The organism is Flammeovirga kamogawensis, assembly GCF_018736065.1.
Classification (GTDB): domain Bacteria; phylum Bacteroidota; class Bacteroidia; order Cytophagales; family Flammeovirgaceae; genus Flammeovirga; species Flammeovirga kamogawensis.
The window spans coordinates 4,349,056-4,366,979 of sequence record NZ_CP076128.1; the positions used below are offsets into that span (position 1 = coordinate 4,349,056).

Sequence of the window (17,924 nt, forward strand, 5' to 3'; positions counted from 1 at the left end):
AAAAGCCTTTTCTACTCTCTTTTGAGGTTTAAAAATGATTAATTAGACATCAAATATGCTTTGATGAAATCGTCTAAATCACCATCTAATACTTTTTGTACATCTGTTTTTTCTACAGCTGTACGAATATCTTTTACTAATTTATAAGGGTGCATTGTGTAATTTCTGATTTGAGAACCGAAGTCTACACGTTTTTTTCCACTTTCTACTTTAGCTCTTTCTGCATTTCTTAATTCTACTTCCTTTTGATAAAGTCTAGACTTCAACATTTTTATTGCCTTTTCTTTATTTTGAAGTTGAGAACGTTCCTGTTGGCATTCTATTATGATACCAGAAGTGTGTCTTAAACGAACGGCTGTTTCTACTTTATTGACATTTTGTCCACCAGCACCGCCAGAGCGGAAAGTTTCCCAAGTAATATCAGCAGGGTTAACCTCAATAGTAATAGAATCGTCTACAACAGGGTAAACAAACACAGAACCAAAAGTAGTATGTCTTTTTCCAGATGAATCAAAAGGACTTAGACGTACCATACGGTGAACACCAATTTCAGATTGTAAATAACCGTAAGCAAAGTCACCTTCAAATTCTAATGTAGCTTGTTTAAAACCAACTACATCACCCTCGTTTATATTTACAACTTTCACTTTGTAACCATGAGATTCTCCCCACATTTTATACATTCTGAAAAGCATTTCTACCCAATCATTAGATTCTGTACCTCCAGCGCCAGAGTTAATCTCCATCATTGCACTTAAGCTATCTTCTTCGTTGCTAAGCATTTTTTTAACTTCTAATGCTTCAACAGCATCTTCCGTTTTTTTACCTTCAGCATTAAGTTCTTCTTCATCTACATCTCCAGCCTCATAAAATTCAAATAAAGTTTCTAAGTCTTCAAAAAGACTTTTAACCTCTTCAAATTTTATAACCCAAGCTTTCAACCCTTTTATTTCTTTTAAAAGTACTTCAGCTTCTTTTGGAGAATCCCAAAAACCAGCAGCGGTAGTTAAAGCTTCTTTTTCTTCGATATCACTTTTTTTATTGTCAATATCTAAGTAACCTTGAAGGTCAGAAATTCTATTTCCTAGCTCTTTAAGTTGAGATTGATTCATATATTTTTATTTTCTATTCATTAAAATCGTTGCAGTGTTACAAGACGATGAATTTGAATAGTTTGTGTCTTTTCTAATATTTTCATCAAATATAGAAGATTTTTTTGAGGTGATCAGAAAGAATGATTTGAACAATTTTAGATGATATCGATAAGTTTAAAGAATTTTAAGATTTTTTTTTCATCAAAAAGCCATTAATGCGTGTCCGTAATAAGGTATGGCAATTCTAAATAATTAAATTTGCTGTCATGATTAGAAAAATATTCTACACTTTAGGCACACTTTCAATTTTATTGACCTCAGGTTGTGATAAAATCTCGAAGCTGTTTGAAAAGGCTGTTGAAGAAGGAAACATACAGAATTCACGTATTCCATTAGCGCGAGTTAATGATAAAGTATTATATGATACTGAATTAAAATCTCTATTTACTGACCGAATGACACATAAGGATTCGGTTAATATTAGAGATAGATATATAAATAATTGGATTCGTAGAGTTATTACTTTAGAGAAGGCAACTGCACAAGTAGATGTAGAAAAATTAGATATACAAAGAAGATTGGATGATTATAAATTCCAATTGATAATGCATGAATATGAAAGAGAATATATAGCCTCTAATTTAGATACATTAGTAACTGATGCTCAGATTAAGGACTATTATACACATAACTCAGATGATTTTATTTTAAAGAGCAATATTGTTAAAGGTATATTTTTACGTTACCCTAATAATGCTCCTGATTTAAAAAAAATTACTAAATGGTTAAATAGCTCTAAAGAAAAAGATAAAGAAAAATTACGTTCTTCTGCCTTTGCTTATGCAGATTTTGTACATTTGGAAGATTCTGTTTGGTTAGACCTTGATGAGCTTCTTTTTGGAACTCCTTTTATGAAGTCTCAATCTGATATAACTAAACTCTTAAAAAGAGACCGACTTTGGGAAGCATCTGATGAATCTAATACTTTTATTTATCAAATAGTAGATTATAAGATTGTAGACCAAACACCTCCTTTACAATTTGTTTCGAATCAAGTAAAGAATGTTATTCTCGGAAAAAGAAAATTAGAATTGCGTAGCGAATTAGATACTAAATTATACGAGGACGCTACAAATAATAATGAATATGAGATTTACGTCTCAGATAATTAAACGCTAAACATAATACATACTTTTATACAAGTATAAACAAGATATGAACCATCGTTTTTACACACTATTAGGACTTCTGTTCATCTTTGCTTCTTCTGTTTTTGCACAAGATGATGCTATTCCTGTAGATAAAATTATCGCTAAAGTTGATAATAATATTATTCTGCTTTCTGAAGTAGAAGCAGGATATCAACAAATGTTGGCTAATGGTCAATACCCAAAAGATAAGGATGCTGCAAGATGTGATATCCTTAAAGGATTGATCGTTAATAAAATTATGTACGCAAAAGCACAAATTGACTCTATTGATGTTGATGATGCTCGTGTTTCTGATGAATTAGAAAGACGTATGCAATACTTTATTTTACAAGCAGGTTCTCAAGAAAAACTAGAGAAAACATTAGGTACATCTATAAATGATTTACGTGATGACTTGAGAGACCAAGTAAAAGAGCAAATGACGGTGCAAACTATGCAACAGCAAATTATTGCTGATGTAAAGATAACACCTAAGCAAGTGAAAAAATACTATGAATCTATTCCTAAAGATTCAATTCCATTTTTATCTGCAGAGGTAAAAGTTGGACAGATTGTAAGAGAACCTAAGGTTTCTGAATCTGAAAAGGAAAAAGCTAGACAACAATTAGTTGACATTAAAAAGAGAATAGAAGCTGGAGAGGACTTTGGTGTTTTAGCAAAGCAGTTTTCTCAAGATTACGGTTCTGGTAGAAAAGGCGGTGATTTGGGTTGGCACGGTAGAGGTGAGTTAGTTCCTGAATTTGAGGAAGTTGCTTTAACTATTGAACCAAACGAAATTGAAGATCCAATTGAGTCTGATTTCGGGTATCACCTAATACAACTATTAGAAAGAAGAGGTGGACGTTTTAGAGCAAGACATATTCTTATCCGTCCTAAATCTAATTATAATGATGTAAAAGATGCTGTTCATTTTCTTGATAGCATTAGAACATTAATAGCAGACTCAGATACATTAGGTTTTGAGAAAGCAGTAAACTTATATTCTGATGATCAACCAACAAGAGCAAATGCGGGTTATTTTAAAAATAACTTAACAGGTAGTTCTTATATGGCTACAGATGAATTAGACCCTGTAGTATTTTTTGCAATTGATACAATGAAAGTAGGTAATACATCTATGCCATTAAAGTACCGTACAGAAGATGGACAAGATGCAGTTCGTATTATTTACTATTCAGATTATAAACCTCCACATTATGCAAACCTAAATGATGATTATCAAAAACTTCAACAAGCAACGTTGAATAGTCAGAAAAATCAGATTTTAGAAAAGTGGATCAAATCAGCTAAGAATGATGTTTTCATTGAGATTGACCCACAATTTGATGGGTGTGACATTGTAGATGGCATCTAAAACATATAATTTTTTTAAAGGGCAAGTCCAATCTGTTGGATTTGCCCTTTTTTTATAACCAAAAAAAAACTAATTTCAATACTACGAGTAAGTCTGTTAATCATCTCCTTAGCAAAATAGAAAGCTTACTACTTAAAATGAGGTTGAAAAACTAGGTAACTGGAATAACAATAATACACATGACATCAAAGATTACTTTTGCTTCTGATAAAGAGGCAGCTGATGCACTTCATCAAAAATATATAAAACTTAAAGAGGAAATAGGTAAAGTTGTAATAGGACAAGATGAAACTGTTCATTTTGTTTTAGCAGCAATTTTTAGTCAAGGCCATGCATTACTACAAGGAGTGCCTGGTCTTGCCAAAACACTTTTGATTAACACGGTAGCTTCTGCATTAGATTTAGGCTTTAGTAGAATTCAGTTTACGCCAGATTTAATGCCTTCTGATATTTTAGGGGCTGAAACTATGGATCAGGACCGTAAATTTAAATTTGTAAAAGGGCCAATATTCTCAAATATTATTCTTGCAGATGAGATTAACAGAACGCCTCCAAAAACACAATCAGCTCTTTTAGAGGCAATGCAGGAATATAAAGTTACCATTGCAAATCAAGAGTTTCAGTTGGAGAAACCATTTTTTGTATTAGCCACTCAAAACCCAATTGAACAAGAAGGTACTTATCCATTACCAGAAGCTCAACTTGACCGTTTTATGTTTAATATCATTTTAGATTATCCTTCTTATTCAGATGAGGTAAATGTGGTAAAAGCAACTACTAGTGATATTAAGAAAACAGTTGATAGAGTAATGGGTAGCGATGAAATCCTATACTTCCAACATTTAATAAGAAGAGTTCCTATTGCTGATAATGTTGTAGAATACGCTGTAAAACTTGTTCATAAAACACGCCCAAATACAGAGTTAGCAGACGAGTTTACTAACAAGTTTGTAGATTGGGGAGCAGGCCCTAGAGCATCTCAATATTTAGTAGTAGCAGCAAAATGCCATGCAATATTATCTGGTAAGTATACTCCAGACATTGAAGATATTAAAGCTGTAGCTGTTTCTGTGTTAAGGCATAGAGTTGTGCGTAACTTTAAAGCTGAGGCAGAGGGGATATCAATTGTAGATATTATTAAAAAGTTATTATAAATATAGAAAAGGATCATTTAATTGTTTATTTGATCCTTTTTTATGCATTTATCATTTAAGATTGTTTAATTTGATGTTCAAATTTAAACTGAACATTATTTTTTTGAATATTTTCGATATGACTAATTTTACATCCAAACTTATTTTTACTTTTCTATTAGTGTTTTCTATGAGCTTATCTTCTAATGCTCAAAAGAAAAAGAATTACACAGAGAAAGTAAGTGAAGTTACTTTTGATATGATCTATGTTAAAGGTGGGACTTATAAAATGGGTGATAGAAAAGGAGATCTAGCATTAGATACTGGTGTAAATCCAAGTTTGCCAATTCATGAAGTTTCTATTGATGGCTTTTTTGTGGGTAAAGTAGAAGTTACTCAAGCGTTATGGGAAACAGTAATGGGAAATAACCCAAGTGAACATAAAATGGGAAATAACCCAGTGGAAATGGTTTCTTGGAATGATTGTAAACAATTTATTCAGAAATTAAATACACTTACAGGAAAAGAATACAGACTTCTTACAGAAGCGGAATGGGAGTATGTAACACGTGGAGGTAAAAAGCTTGCACAAGGTACATCTTCTTATGAAAATATTTTAGAAAGAGCATGGTTGCTACCTAATGCTGAAGATACACACCATGCAGTAGGAACTAAGGCACCAAATGAACTTGGAATTTATGATTTACAAGGTAATGTTTGGGAATGGGTGAATGATTGGTACAGTGAGACATCTTACAAACAATCTACAGAAAACAATCCACAAGGTGTACAAAACGGAGATTCTAAAGTATTTAGAGGTGGTTCGTACCTAAGTGATGAATTTTTCTGCAGACCTGCCTATAGAAATTATGATGGGGTAGATGTTCGTCAGGACTTCTTAGGATTAAGAGTTGCTAGATCGCTTTAATTCTTTTCGCTTATTAAACGCAATAAACAAAAAACCTAAGGGAGCAAAAATTAGAGTAGGAACTGTTGATAGTTCTGGATTTGGAGTTCCTTTTAAAGAGTGAACAGTATACGTTGCAATAATTGCAATAGCAGTAGGTATTAGTACTCCGAGTATAAATTTACCTTTTGATGTAAACCTCTCGCAAAGTGCAGATACGTATCCACCAAAGATAAATGTGTATGCACTTTGTTTTAAAGCAGCAGCTAGAGCTCCAGATGTATTTCCAGAATCATAATAGTTTATTCCGAAGACTAGAACACCTAAAAAGAGTGCTCCTCCAAGTCCATAGCGAATGCTAATGTATGTTTTTATATAGTTTTTTATAGAACTAATCATTTGATTAATAAGTAAAATACAATTTAGCCCGTCTGTTTTTCAGATGGGGTAATAATTATAACTATGTCTATACGCTTTGAGCGTACCAATTAACGAAGTAATAAAAAAAATATGTCAGTTCAAGAAAAAGGAGAACAATTTAGTAGTAAATGGGGAGTGATTTTAGCTTCCTTAGGAATGGCTATAGGTGCTGGTAACCTATGGAGGTTTCCAAGGTTGGCTGGCCAATATGGAGGAACCTTTATAATTTTATGGTTCCTTTTTTTATTTATATGGTCAATTCCCATTCTTTTATCTGAGTTTTCTATAGGTAAAAAGTTTAAACATGGTGTGATTTCATCTTTTGCACAGGCAGCCGGAGAAAAGTACACATGGATGGGCTTTTTTATCACTTTATGTACTCTTGGAATTACATTTTATTATTCTGTTGTAACTGCATGGGGCTTAAGGTATGTAGGTTTGTCAACTTCACTTTTAAATGATGAAGAAGCGTTAGAAGGTTTAAATCAGGATTTTTTAGAAGTGTATTGGCAGGGTATATCAACAGGAAGTTATCTTACAGTAGGTATACATATAGGTGTAGTTATTTTTGCTGTATTTATGTTGTATAAAGGGATTCAGCAAGGCCTTGAAAAAGTAAATAAAATACTTATTCCTTCCTTATTATTTTTGATGTTGTTAGTAGCAGCAGTAGCTCTATCTACAGATAATGGTCCAAAAGGATTAGAATACATGTTTCATATAGATACTTCTTTGTTTTTTAACTCTAAGGTATGGATAGAAGCGGTAACTCAATCTGCTTGGAGCACAGGTGCAGGATGGGGTTTAATGCTTACCATTGCGTCTTACTCAAGAGATAAAGAAGATGTTACTTTTAATATTTTAGTGAGTGGAATAGGAAATAACCTCGCTTCTTTAATAGCAGGTGTAGCAATTTTACCTTCAGTATTTGCCATCGCCTCTTCAGATGCACAAGCAATTTCTTATCTGCAATCCGGGAATACAGCATTAACGTTTACAATTATCCCATTGTTATTTGCAAAAATTCCTTATGGAGAAGTATTAGGAGTTGTGTTTTTTGTAGCTTTTACAATGGCAGCATTTAGTTCTTTAATAAGTATGGTAGAGTTGTGTATTAGAACATTTACCGACTTAAAATTTAATAGAACAAAAGCGAGTATTATAACTGGAGGGTTATGTATTGTATTTGGTTTACCTTCAGCAATGTCATTAAATTTCTTTTCTAATCAGGATTGGGTTTGGGGGTTAGGTTTATTAATATCAGGTCTTTTTATAAATTTTGCAGTACAAAGAAATGGAGTAGGCAAATTTAAAGAAGAGTATATTGATAAAGATTCTAGCATTATTATTCCTACTGTTTTTTATAAAATAGCAATGTATTTAAACATTGGCATTGGAGTATTTCTAATTTGGTGGTGGATGTCTCAAGGATATTCTGCTAATCCTTGGTTTAAAGATGGCGTGTGGAATTTCTTTGATGTATACTCTAATGCAACAATAGTAACACAATGGGGCGCTGTAATATTAATAGGGATTCTATTAAACAAATGGCTCTATAAGAAGTTTGTAAAGTAGAAATAATGACCAAAATTATTTCATACAGTCGTTATTCCAATTATACTTGTAATTCACTTTTAAAAACTTCGAAATTATGATTTCGTTTCCAAACGCGAAAATCAATATAGGATTGGCAATTACAGGAAAAAGAGAAGATGGCTTTCATGATATCGCTTCTTGTTTTTACCCTGTTGAATGGACTGATATATTAGAAATAATACCTAGTGATCAACTTGAGTTTACAAGCTCAGGAATTGAAATACCAGGTAGTACAGAAGGTAACTTATGTCTTCAGGCTTACACTATTTTAAAACAAGATTTTGATATACCTCCTGTCAAAATTCATCTTCATAAAGTTATTCCAATTGGAGCAGGTTTAGGCGGAGGGTCAGCTGATGGTGCATTTGCATTAAAAATGCTAAATGATCTTTTTAAATTATCTATTGCTGATGAACAATTAGAAGAATATGCAGGTAGAATGGGAAGTGATTGTCCGTTTTTTATCAAAAATAAGCCAGTTTGGGTAACAGGTAGAGGCGAATTATTTGATTCAATAGCATTAGACCTCTCAAATAAATTTATTGTTTTAGTAAACCCATCAATACATATTTCAACTAAAGAAGCATATTCAGGTGTTAACCCTCAACCTTTGTCATTTAATCTAAAAGATGTTTTAGAGAATGATTTTAACAATTGGGAAGGAAAAGTATATAATGATTTTGAGCATGGGTTATTTAAGACATATACTGTATTGCCTCAATTAAAAGATCAATTATATAACTTAGGAGCAAAATACGCGAGTATGACTGGTTCAGGCTCAACGGTTTTTGGTGTATTTGATCAAATACCTAATTTAGATTGCTTTAAAGATTATATGGTTTGGAGTGGTAAACTTTGAATGCAAATTTGATCAAAAAAGAATCCTCTTAGAAAATAACGTTTTTAAGGGGATTTTTTTTTGTTTTTACTGATTGTAAAAGATGACTTTTGTTATGTTATTTTGGAAACATTATTATTAAACAAGTGTTTTTAAAACTATTATTAATAATAAAATGATCTGTAAGTTATTGATTTACAGTAAGTGTATAATGTTTTTTAACGAAACAAATGTTATTAAATATTGCTTGTTTAGAATAATTCGAAATAAGCAACAACTGATTATGATTATTGTATCTCGATTAGTTGAGGTATAATTTTGCATCAAATAAATTAAACGAGAGAACTATCTCACCACAATATTTATCTAAACGTTAATTTTATGAGTTGGGGAAAAACGTTGGGCAGTTCAATAGGAAAGAAGATTATGATGTCTCTTTCTGGAATATTGCTCATCTTATTTTTAGCTGGACACGTGTCTGGTAACATGACATTACTTATGGGAAAAGCAGAAGCATTTAATGTTTATGCACATTTTATGTCAACTAATCCTATAGTACAAGTAATTGCAAATGTATTTAAGTTATTCTTCTTAGCACACATTTTTTATGCTATTGCATTAATTATGCAAAATAAGAAAGCTAGAGGAAATAAAGCTTACGATCAAACAAACAAAGATGGTACAACAGTTTCTAAATACATGGGTGTATTAGGTACTGTAATTGCAGTTTTCTTGGTTGTTCACTTAGCACAATATTGGGCAGTAATGCACGAATTAAGAGGTACTATTGGTACTGTTACTTATGACGGTGTAGTTATGAAAGACCTTTACAGTGTTGTTGCGGCATCTTATGCTAACCCTATTATTGTAGGTGCATATGTAGTATGTATGTTTGTTCTTGCATTCCACTTATGGCATGGATTTGCTAGTGCTTTCCAAACTTTAGGATGGGCTAGTAAAAGATGGACACCAATCATTTCTTTTATTGGTAAAGCATATTCTATCATAGTTCCTGTGTTATTTGGATTGATTCCAGTTGTAATGTTTTTAAGAGGATAATTCCTTTTTAAACCATTATTTGAAATCATTTTTTTAACAGCATTTAAAAGAAAAATAGAATGTCATTAGAATCAAAAATCCCAGCGGGCCCATTGGCTACCAAATGGGAACAACATAAATTTAATGTAAAGCTTGTTAACCCATCAAACAAAAGAAAGTTTGATATTATTGTAGTGGGTACAGGTTTAGCAGGTGCTTCTGCAGCTGCAACATTAGCTGAACTTGGATATAACGTACACTCGTTTTGTTTCCAAGATTCACCAAGAAGAGCACACTCTATTGCAGCTCAAGGTGGTATTAATGCAGCAAAAAATTACCAAAATGATGGTGACTCAGTTTACCGTTTATTTTACGATACAATTAAAGGTGGAGATTACAGATCACGTGAAGCAAATGTTCACCGTTTAGCTGAAGTGTCTACTGAAATTATTGACCAATGTGTAGCTCAAGGTGTTCCTTTTGCTCGTGATTATGGTGGGTTATTAGATAACCGTTCGTTTGGTGGTGCTCAGGTATCTCGTACGTTCTATGCTCGTGGTCAAACAGGACAACAATTATTATTAGGTGCATATTCAGCGTTATCTAAAATGGTAGCTTCTGGTAAAGTAAAAATGCACACACGTAAAGAAATGCTTGATGTAGTTACTATTGATGGTGCTGCTAAAGGTATTGTAACACGTGACTTAGTAACTGGTAAAGTAGAATCTCATGCGGGTCATGCAGTATTGCTTTGTACTGGTGGATACGGTAACGTATTCTATCTTTCTACAAATGCAATGGCATCAAATGGTTCTGCAGCGTGGAGAGCATACAAGAAAGGAGCAAAATTTGCTAACCCTTGTTTCACTCAAATTCACCCTACTTGTATTCCTGTACATGGTGAGTACCAATCGAAATTGACATTAATGTCAGAATCGTTACGTAATGATGGCCGTGTTTGGGTACCAAAAGATAAAAAGAATTTCAAAATCTTAGCGAAGGATGCTGCAAAGCTTGCTGAAGAAGATAGAGATTATTACTTAGAAAGAAGATACCCTTCATTCGGTAACTTAGTACCTCGTGACGTTGCATCTCGTAACGCAAAAATGGTATGTGACGAAGGAAGAGGTGTTGGAGTAACAGGTTTAGCTGTATTCTTGGACTTTGCTGACGCAATCAAGCGTGATGGTAAAGAAACAATTGCGGCTAAATATGGTAACTTATTCGATATGTATAAGCAAATCACTAATGATGACCCTTATACAATGCCAATGATGATTTATCCAGCAGTTCACTATACAATGGGTGGTCTTTGGGTAGATTATAACTTGTCTACTAACGTACCAGGTTTATATGCTTTAGGAGAGGCTAACTTCTCTGATCATGGTGCTAACAGATTGGGTGCATCAGCATTAATGCAAGGTCTTGCGGATGGTTATTTTGTAATTCCTTACACTATTGGTGATTACATTGCAACTTTACCGTTAGGTAAGAAAGTTGATATTAATAATCCTGCATTTGCTGAAGCTGAAAAAGCTGCAAAAGCGCGTATTGAAAAATTATTAACTATCAAGGGTAATCAAACACCAGACGATCTTCATAAAAAATTAGGTCATATTATGTGGGAATACTGTGGTATGTCTCGTAATAAGGCTGGTTTGGAAAAAGCTCGTGGTATGATTCAAGAATTACGTAAGGAATTCCAAAAAGATCTTAAAGTAATCGGTACTAACGAAGAGTTAAACATGACGCTTGAAAAAGCATTACGTTTAGAAGACTTCTTAGAATTGGGTGAGTTGATGGTAATCGATGCACACAACCGTGAAGAATCTTGTGGAGGTCACTTCCGTGAAGAATCACAAACTGAAGAGGGTGAAGCACTTCGTCAAGACGATAAATTCACTTACGTATCAGCTTGGGGTTACAAAGGAGATGATCAAGATCCTGAGTTAACGAAAGAAGAATTAATCTTCGAAAACGTAAAATTAACTCAACGTAGTTACAAGTAATTAGACCAAGAGTTGGTGATAATCAACTCATTTGAAACAATTCAAAGCACAGGTTGTTATAAAAAGACAACCAACAACTTGAAGATCATGGCAGGAAATACAATTAATATTAAGCTTAAAATTTGGCGTCAGGCTGGTGAAAACAAGCCGGGTAAATTTGAGTCATATACAGTAAATGATGTATCAGAAGATATGTCATTCCTAGAAATGTTGGACGTTCTTAACGAGAACGAATTAAAAGACGGAAGAGATCCTATCCACTTTGATCACGATTGTCGTGAAGGTATTTGTGGTATGTGTTCTTTATACATCAATGGTAAACCTCACGGTCCAAAGCACGGTATTACAACTTGTCAGTTGCACATGCGTACTTTTTCTGATGGTGAAACTATTGTTGTTGAGCCTTGGAGAGCTTCTGCATTCCCAGTACTTAAAGACCTTATGGTTGACCGTACTTCATTCGAAAGAATTATGCAAGCTGGTGGTTACGTAACTGTAAATACAGGTGGTGTACCAGACGCAAACGAAATCGCTATCCCAAAAACTGTTGCTGATGAAGCAATGGATGCGGCACAGTGTATCGGTTGTGGTGCTTGTGTTGCTGCTTGTAAAAATGCTTCTGCAATGTTATTTACTGCAGCTAAAGTATCTCAATTAGCAGTATTGCCACAAGGTAAAGCAGAGCGTAAGCTACGTGCTTTAGCAATGGTTGAGCAACACGATGCTGAAGGATTTGGTGCTTGTACTAATACAGGTGCTTGTGAGGCTGTTTGTCCGAAAGAAATCTCTATTACTCATATCGCAAGATTGAACAGAGAATTTACACGTGCAGCATTCTCAGGATCTGAAACAGATTACACGAACTAATTTAACGTTTAGTTATATACAGAAGCCGGGTAAAATCACTTTACTCGGCTTTTTTATTTTCTAATAATTTTTTTCAGTAATGCATGTTTAATTAATGTTCATTTTTGAGTTTTGAAAAAATATGTTGATCATGGATTATGTTATTTTTAATAATAGAGTTCCTAGAAATACCTTCTTTTGTATATCCATTCTTTTCAAGTACTTTCATAGATGCTGTATTGTACCCAAAAACACCAGCATATATCCTTTCAAGTTGGAGCTCTTCAAAACCATATTTGGTTATCAGACGTACAGCTTTAGAAGCTATACCTTCTTTCCAATATTTTTCTCCAATCCAATAACCTACTTCAGCTGTCATCCTGAATATATCACTTTGCCGTTTTAAACTTATTACTCCACATAATTCTTGGTTCTCTGTAATAATTCCAAAATTTTCGGCTGGTGATTGTTTTTGTGTAAAATCTATAAAATAATCAGCATCTTCCAGGCTGTATGGATGTGGAATATCATCTCTAAGGTTATCCACTATTTTTTTATTATTGATTAGTTCAGTGATTTGTTCTCTATCACTTTTCTTTAGTGTTCTCAATTTAACTTCCATGGTATTTTCTATAGGTTTACATTTTTATGAAAAATAGTATTCTGGTTTCTCAGTAAGAATAATTAAGTGAGAATTTATTTACTAATGTACTTATTGGTAAATAAAATTCATAGAGTGTTGATATTTAGGTTGTTAAATTTAATGGTTTTATTTTAAAAAAAGTTACCTCAGTTAACGTAAAACAGCGACTTAGATAAAATTCTAAGTCGCTGTTATTTTTATTAAATAGAGTATCTTATCTATTTTTTATCTCTTTGATAATATGTGACAATACTTGCTTTCGCCAATGTATTACTCCATAAATAATAGCCAACAACTGCTGGATTAGTAGAAGCATCTAAACCAAGAGACTTTGTTTTTAATGCGTAAACTGTAAAAATATATTGATGTAAACCATGTCCTTCAGGAGGGCAGGGGCCACCATAACCTTTGGTTCCAAAATTTGTTATACTCTGGATAGCTCCTTCTGGAGATAAATTAAGGGAAATATTACCAGCACCTGTTACTAACTCATTAGTAGTTGATGGAATATCAAAAACAACCCAATGCCACCATCCACTTCCAGTAGGTGCATCTGGATCGTACATTGTTATAGCAAAGCTTTTTGTTCCTTTAGGAGCATTTTTCCAAGAAAGTTGTGGAGATTGATTTTTCCCAGTACAGCCAAAGCCATCAAATTCTTCTGTAATGGTGGCAGACCCTCCTAAGTCGTTACTAGAAAGCGTAAATGTAGATTGGCCAAAAGTTACGCCTGTAACTGTTAGCATAATAGTGATGATAAGGAATGAAGTTCTCATAATGATTGTATTAATTTATTAGAATGTTTGAGTTAAATTATTAATACAAATATATGAGAGGGCACACTTTTACTTATGTTCAATTTAGTTCAAAAAGTAGTTATTAAAGTTCGCTCTAATTGATATTTTTTAGGTGTTATACCAAACTTGTTTTTAAAGGCTTGTATAAAATTTGATAGATTTTCGTATCCAACCTCTTCATAGATGTCAGAAGGTCGCTTACTATTACTTCTTAACATAAAAGCTGCATATTCTAACCTTTGGTCTTGAAACCATTTACTAGGAGAGCTTTTAAATTGCTTTTCAAATTCTCTTTTAAAGGAGGATACACTCATATTCGACAAGAAAGCAAGTTCATTAATTGTAAGTTTATTTAATTTATTAGCCTCAATAATTTCATTAAAATGTTGTGTATGACTATTGATATTTGAAAGTAAAGAAAAAATAAAATCAAGACCTTTAGTTTCTATCAGATAAGTCATTAATTCTTCAAACTTTAATTCTAAAAGTTTTGATTGCATTTGTGTTTCAAGCTTACTAATCTGAATTAAACTTTGAACAAATGTTGCTAAGAAATCATCATATTGAAAGGAATATATTGACTGGTTAGTGCAACTTTTCAAGTGTTCAATTTTATTTTTTTGTATAAACTTTAAGAGTGCTTTGTTAGAAAAGAAAAAAAGTATACTTCTATAGTTTTCTAAGGTGGTAGGGGGTTTCTCTGTCATTAAGCAAGTACCCATTTTCATTAATAAGAAGTTAGAGTTTTCTATGGTAATATTTGTTTTATCTGCAAATACTTCTTTTCGTCCTTCAATTAAAAAGCTAAAAGTATTTTGTTGTAATGCTACCATCTGCTTCATACATTCTATTGAACTTTGGTAGTCATAAACATAGTGAGGAGAAGGGATGTCAGGTTTAAAATAATTTGGCAAATTAATTACTTCCATTTTTATTCTTGATAAGAGTGTTGTTTGATTAAAAATTAACAGGGCTATAAAAAGTTTTTATGTATTAGTCATTATTTAAGAAATGATACCTTTAAAGCTTCATTTATCACAAACATAAAATCTTCACTTTATATCTGATTGTAGATTGGTGTATTTATTATTTTCAAACTTTAAATTACTCATTATATGAGGTAATGAGATGATTGTCTTAGGTTATTTTTTTAAGATTTGACTTTGGTAGTAATTTATATCAAAGGATGTTAATGATGAATATAGCTCAATATACAAGTTTGTAAACATTACAAATAGATAGTTAACGAATTGAAAGTTGTTGTCTTCGTTTTAAAACTGAATGTCTATCTCATAATTATTAATAAAAATAAAAATTATGAAGAAGTCGATATTTATTCTACTGTTTACATTCTTTAGTGTAAACATTTTTGCTCAAAATAAACTTGTCTCAATTGGAGTAGGAGGCGGAGCTACCTTTATGTCTACAAATGTAACTTTAGAACATGGACCATTAAAAAGTGATGCTGTAGGTGGAAATTATTTTTTTAATGGATTCTTTAATGTTACACCTAAACTTTCTTTAGGTGTTGAATATGAAAAAGCCTTAGGTTTATTAACGCACGATAATAACACAATTTCAAATGAAAGAACTAAAGTGAATAACTTTTCTTTTAAGATGAAGTATTACCTAACAGAAACAAAAATAAGACCTTACGTAGGGTTTGGTGTAGGTAGATATACTTTTATACCTGGTAAATATGAGATTGATCCAATGAAACTTATTACAACAAATAACTTGAGTTCTTTGAGTGTAACAGAAGATCAAAAGTCATCTGCAGTTGGTTATGTTCCTGAAATAGGTTTAGATCTTGCTTTTTTTCAATTAGCAGTTCTTTATCATATCGTTCCAGAATTTGAGTTAACAAAGGGAAATAAGAAGTTTGATACTGAATATAAGAGCTTAGAATTTAGAGCTTCTATTAATATTGGTTTAATAAGTAGATAAGTTATTTGAAAAGAGAACTAATATTAGAAATGGTATTAGTTTTCTTTTTTATAAGGAGTGAGAATTACCTAGAGGTAATTTTACATCAATAATAAAATGTAGAATTATAATGAAATAGCATAAATAAGCAACATTAACAAATGGATTTCCGTATATATATTTAAGTGTCAATTAAATTATAATTATCAAATGAAATCAACTTTAGTAGCTTATTTATTGTGGTTTTTTGTGGGTGTTTTAGGTATCCATCGTTTCTATCTAGGTAAAACCACTTCAGGTATTGTTTATTTACTTACCGGAGGACTTTTTGGAATTGGTTGGATTATAGATTTATTTCTTGTTGGAGGAATGGTTGATGAGGCCAATTACAAAGCAGGAAATATAGCAGCAATGCAAAAAATGCTTTACGAAGATAATTAAGCTAAATAGTCATATAAAAAAGCCGTTGTTCTATTAAATTAGAGCAACGGCTTTTTATTTGTCTAGAGTGTGATTTATTCATAAGAAGTATCCAATTTAGGTATCAATGCAATACTTTTTTGGAGTGATATGACCCATATACAAAGTTTTGTAAACTAGGGTGTTATTTATATTTTCTATTTAATTGTATGATTGTTGTCTATATAGCTTATCTCTACCCATTAATAACGTACCTTGTAGCTAGCTAACATAATCAAATCATTAGAAGTGAACATAAGGGCAAATTTTCCTCGCCCTTTCTGATTATTGAAACTCTAATTATCAACTTAATGACTGATAGTTTGTAAGTATCTTTTTTAATAATCTTATCACATTACCTTAATCAATTCATTAATGATTACAGGTTTCTATCTAAAAGTAATCATATGAATTTATCAAAAATTGGAGTTATTGGAACGTCTAAAAAAGAAGATGAGAGACGTATTCCTATACATCCTGAACATTTAGGAAGACTTGAAAAAAGTATTCGAAAAAAACTAATCTTTGAAAAAGGATATGGTAAACCTTTTAATATTAGCGATGATGAAATTAGTAACCTTACAGGTGGAGTTGCTTCAAGATCAGAGATTTTATCTGACATTGGGGCTGTTATTATTGCTAAACCTGTATTGTCTGATTTAGAAGAAATGAAAGAGGGCGGTGTAATTTGGGGGTATCCTCATTGTGTTCAGCAAAATGAAATTACACAAATAGCTATAGATCGAAAATTAACGCTCATTGCTTTTGAAGATATGTTTGTTTGGAGTCCAAGTGGACGAATAGGAAGACATACTTTTTATAAAAACAATGAAATGGCAGGATATTGTGCCGTTCTTCATGCTTTACAATTAAAAGGTATTGATGGACACTACGGTAACCAAAGGAAGGTAACGATATTTAGTTTTGGAGCAGTAAGTAGAGGAGCTATTTATGCGTTAAAAGCTCATGGCTTTAGAGATATAACTATCTGTGTTCAAAGACCTGATCATGAAGTTAGAGAGGAAATATTAGATGTGAATTATGCTCGTTTAGAAAAAGGAGGCGATAACGAACCTCGCCTAAAAGTTGTAGAACATGATGGTTCACAACGTGCTCTTTTAGATTTAATAAGTGAGTCTGAAATTATTATTAATGGTACTTATCAAGATACGAATGCACCACTCAATTTTATTCTTGAAGAAGAAAAAGAGAGTTTAAAACCTGGGACATTAGTTATAGATGTAAGTTGTGATGAAGGTATGGGTTTCTATTTTGCTAAACCTACTACGTTTAAAAGCCCATTAATAGCAATAGATAATATAGATTATTATGCGGTAGATCATACGCCTACTTATCTTTGGGAGAGTGCTTCAAGATCTATCTCTGCAGCTTTAATTGTACATTTAGAATCGGTTCTTGAAGGTGAGCTTGGTTGGAAGAAAAATGCTACAATTAAAAATGCAATAAATATTGAAAAGGGAGTTATCGTAAAAGATACAATACTAAAATTTCAACATCGAGATGCTAATTTTCCTCATATTAAATTAGAAGAGAATCTAGTATAATTGAAATTAAATATTCTGTAAATTTTATTCAAAGTGATGATTAAATGTCTTTTTACATTTGAATAAACTATGGATTATATAAAAAATG

17 protein-coding genes are annotated in these 17,924 nt (G+C 32.3%); 12 read left to right on the top strand and 5 right to left on the bottom strand.

Features of this window, described 5'->3' with window-relative positions:
* Positions 1 to 38: 38 nt before the first annotated feature.
* Positions 39 to 1,112, bottom strand: a complete 1,074-nt coding sequence (prfB, locus tag KM029_RS17690; RefSeq protein ID WP_144074512.1) for a peptide chain release factor 2 — start codon at positions 1,110 to 1,112, stop codon at positions 39 to 41.
* Positions 1,113 to 1,360: 248 nt separating this feature from the next.
* Between prfB and KM029_RS17695 the strand changes: the two genes are divergently transcribed.
* The 4 genes from KM029_RS17695 to KM029_RS17710 all read left to right on the top strand — a co-directional run bounded on the left by KM029_RS17695 (position 1,361) and on the right by KM029_RS17710 (position 5,720).
* Positions 1,361 to 2,266, top strand: coding sequence for a hypothetical protein (locus KM029_RS17695; protein ID WP_144074513.1), 906 nt, complete (start codon positions 1,361 to 1,363; stop codon positions 2,264 to 2,266).
* 43 nt (positions 2,267 to 2,309) lie between these two features.
* A complete protein-coding gene (locus tag KM029_RS17700; protein ID WP_144074514.1) occupies positions 2,310 to 3,659 on the top strand; it encodes a peptidylprolyl isomerase in 1,350 nt (449 codons plus the stop codon).
* Between the two features lie 191 nt (positions 3,660 to 3,850).
* A complete protein-coding gene (locus KM029_RS17705) occupies positions 3,851 to 4,813 on the top strand; it encodes an AAA family ATPase (protein WP_144075719.1) in 963 nt (320 codons plus the stop codon).
* A gap of 118 nt (positions 4,814 to 4,931) precedes the next feature.
* Positions 4,932 to 5,720, top strand: a complete 789-nt coding sequence (locus tag KM029_RS17710) for a formylglycine-generating enzyme family protein (RefSeq protein WP_158631097.1) — start codon at positions 4,932 to 4,934, stop codon at positions 5,718 to 5,720.
* Here the strand turns inward: KM029_RS17710 and KM029_RS17715 are convergent.
* The gene (locus KM029_RS17715) at positions 5,697 to 6,098 is read right to left on the bottom strand and encodes a hypothetical protein (protein ID WP_144074516.1); all 402 of its coding nucleotides are present in this window, start codon (positions 6,096 to 6,098) and stop codon (positions 5,697 to 5,699) included. The two genes, KM029_RS17710 and KM029_RS17715, sit on opposite strands and share 24 nt — an antisense overlap.
* A 111-nt stretch (positions 6,099 to 6,209) precedes the next feature.
* On the opposite strand from KM029_RS17715, the gene KM029_RS17720 reads away from it, so the two are divergent.
* The 5 genes from KM029_RS17720 to KM029_RS17740 all read left to right on the top strand — a co-directional run bounded on the left by KM029_RS17720 (position 6,210) and on the right by KM029_RS17740 (position 12,467).
* Positions 6,210 to 7,694 carry a sodium-dependent transporter gene (locus tag KM029_RS17720; RefSeq protein ID WP_144074517.1) on the top strand — a complete coding sequence of 495 codons (1,485 nt, stop codon included), beginning with the start codon at positions 6,210 to 6,212 and terminating at the stop codon, positions 7,692 to 7,694.
* Between the two features lie 76 nt (positions 7,695 to 7,770).
* The gene (gene ispE, locus KM029_RS17725; RefSeq protein WP_144074518.1) at positions 7,771 to 8,574 is read left to right on the top strand and encodes a 4-(cytidine 5'-diphospho)-2-C-methyl-D-erythritol kinase; all 804 of its coding nucleotides are present in this window, start codon (positions 7,771 to 7,773) and stop codon (positions 8,572 to 8,574) included.
* A gap of 360 nt (positions 8,575 to 8,934) precedes the next feature.
* On the top strand, positions 8,935 to 9,612 hold the full coding sequence (locus tag KM029_RS17730; RefSeq protein WP_144074519.1) for a succinate dehydrogenase cytochrome b subunit: 678 nt from the start codon (positions 8,935 to 8,937) through the stop codon (positions 9,610 to 9,612).
* Between the two features lie 59 nt (positions 9,613 to 9,671).
* Positions 9,672 to 11,600: a fumarate reductase/succinate dehydrogenase flavoprotein subunit gene (locus KM029_RS17735; protein WP_144074520.1), complete on the top strand. Its 1,929-nt coding sequence runs from the start codon at positions 9,672 to 9,674 to the stop codon at positions 11,598 to 11,600.
* Between the two features lie 102 nt (positions 11,601 to 11,702).
* Positions 11,703 to 12,467, top strand: a complete 765-nt coding sequence (locus KM029_RS17740; RefSeq protein ID WP_184679442.1) for a succinate dehydrogenase/fumarate reductase iron-sulfur subunit — start codon at positions 11,703 to 11,705, stop codon at positions 12,465 to 12,467.
* A gap of 91 nt (positions 12,468 to 12,558) precedes the next feature.
* On the opposite strand, the gene KM029_RS17745 is transcribed toward KM029_RS17740, so the two are convergent.
* The 3 genes from KM029_RS17745 to KM029_RS17755 form a co-directional block, all read right to left on the bottom strand.
* Positions 12,559 to 13,068, bottom strand: coding sequence for a GNAT family N-acetyltransferase (locus tag KM029_RS17745; RefSeq protein WP_144074522.1), 510 nt, complete (start codon positions 13,066 to 13,068; stop codon positions 12,559 to 12,561).
* A gap of 239 nt (positions 13,069 to 13,307) precedes the next feature.
* Positions 13,308 to 13,865, bottom strand: coding sequence for a YbhB/YbcL family Raf kinase inhibitor-like protein (locus KM029_RS17750; protein ID WP_144074523.1), 558 nt, complete (start codon positions 13,863 to 13,865; stop codon positions 13,308 to 13,310).
* Positions 13,866 to 13,954: 89 nt separating this feature from the next.
* Positions 13,955 to 14,815 carry a helix-turn-helix domain-containing protein gene (locus KM029_RS17755; RefSeq protein ID WP_144074524.1) on the bottom strand — a complete coding sequence of 287 codons (861 nt, stop codon included), beginning with the start codon at positions 14,813 to 14,815 and terminating at the stop codon, positions 13,955 to 13,957.
* 388 nt (positions 14,816 to 15,203) lie between these two features.
* On the opposite strand from KM029_RS17755, the gene KM029_RS17760 reads away from it, so the two are divergent.
* The 3 genes from KM029_RS17760 to KM029_RS17770 all read left to right on the top strand — a co-directional run bounded on the left by KM029_RS17760 (position 15,204) and on the right by KM029_RS17770 (position 17,836).
* Positions 15,204 to 15,833 carry an outer membrane beta-barrel protein gene (locus KM029_RS17760; protein ID WP_144074525.1) on the top strand — a complete coding sequence of 210 codons (630 nt, stop codon included), beginning with the start codon at positions 15,204 to 15,206 and terminating at the stop codon, positions 15,831 to 15,833.
* A gap of 189 nt (positions 15,834 to 16,022) precedes the next feature.
* Positions 16,023 to 16,253, top strand: a complete 231-nt coding sequence (locus tag KM029_RS17765) for a TM2 domain-containing protein (protein ID WP_144074526.1) — start codon at positions 16,023 to 16,025, stop codon at positions 16,251 to 16,253.
* A gap of 425 nt (positions 16,254 to 16,678) precedes the next feature.
* Entirely contained in the window at positions 16,679 to 17,836 is a 1,158-nt protein-coding gene (locus KM029_RS17770) for a N(5)-(carboxyethyl)ornithine synthase (protein WP_144074527.1), read from the top strand.
* The last annotated feature ends 88 nt before the right edge of the window (positions 17,837 to 17,924 follow it).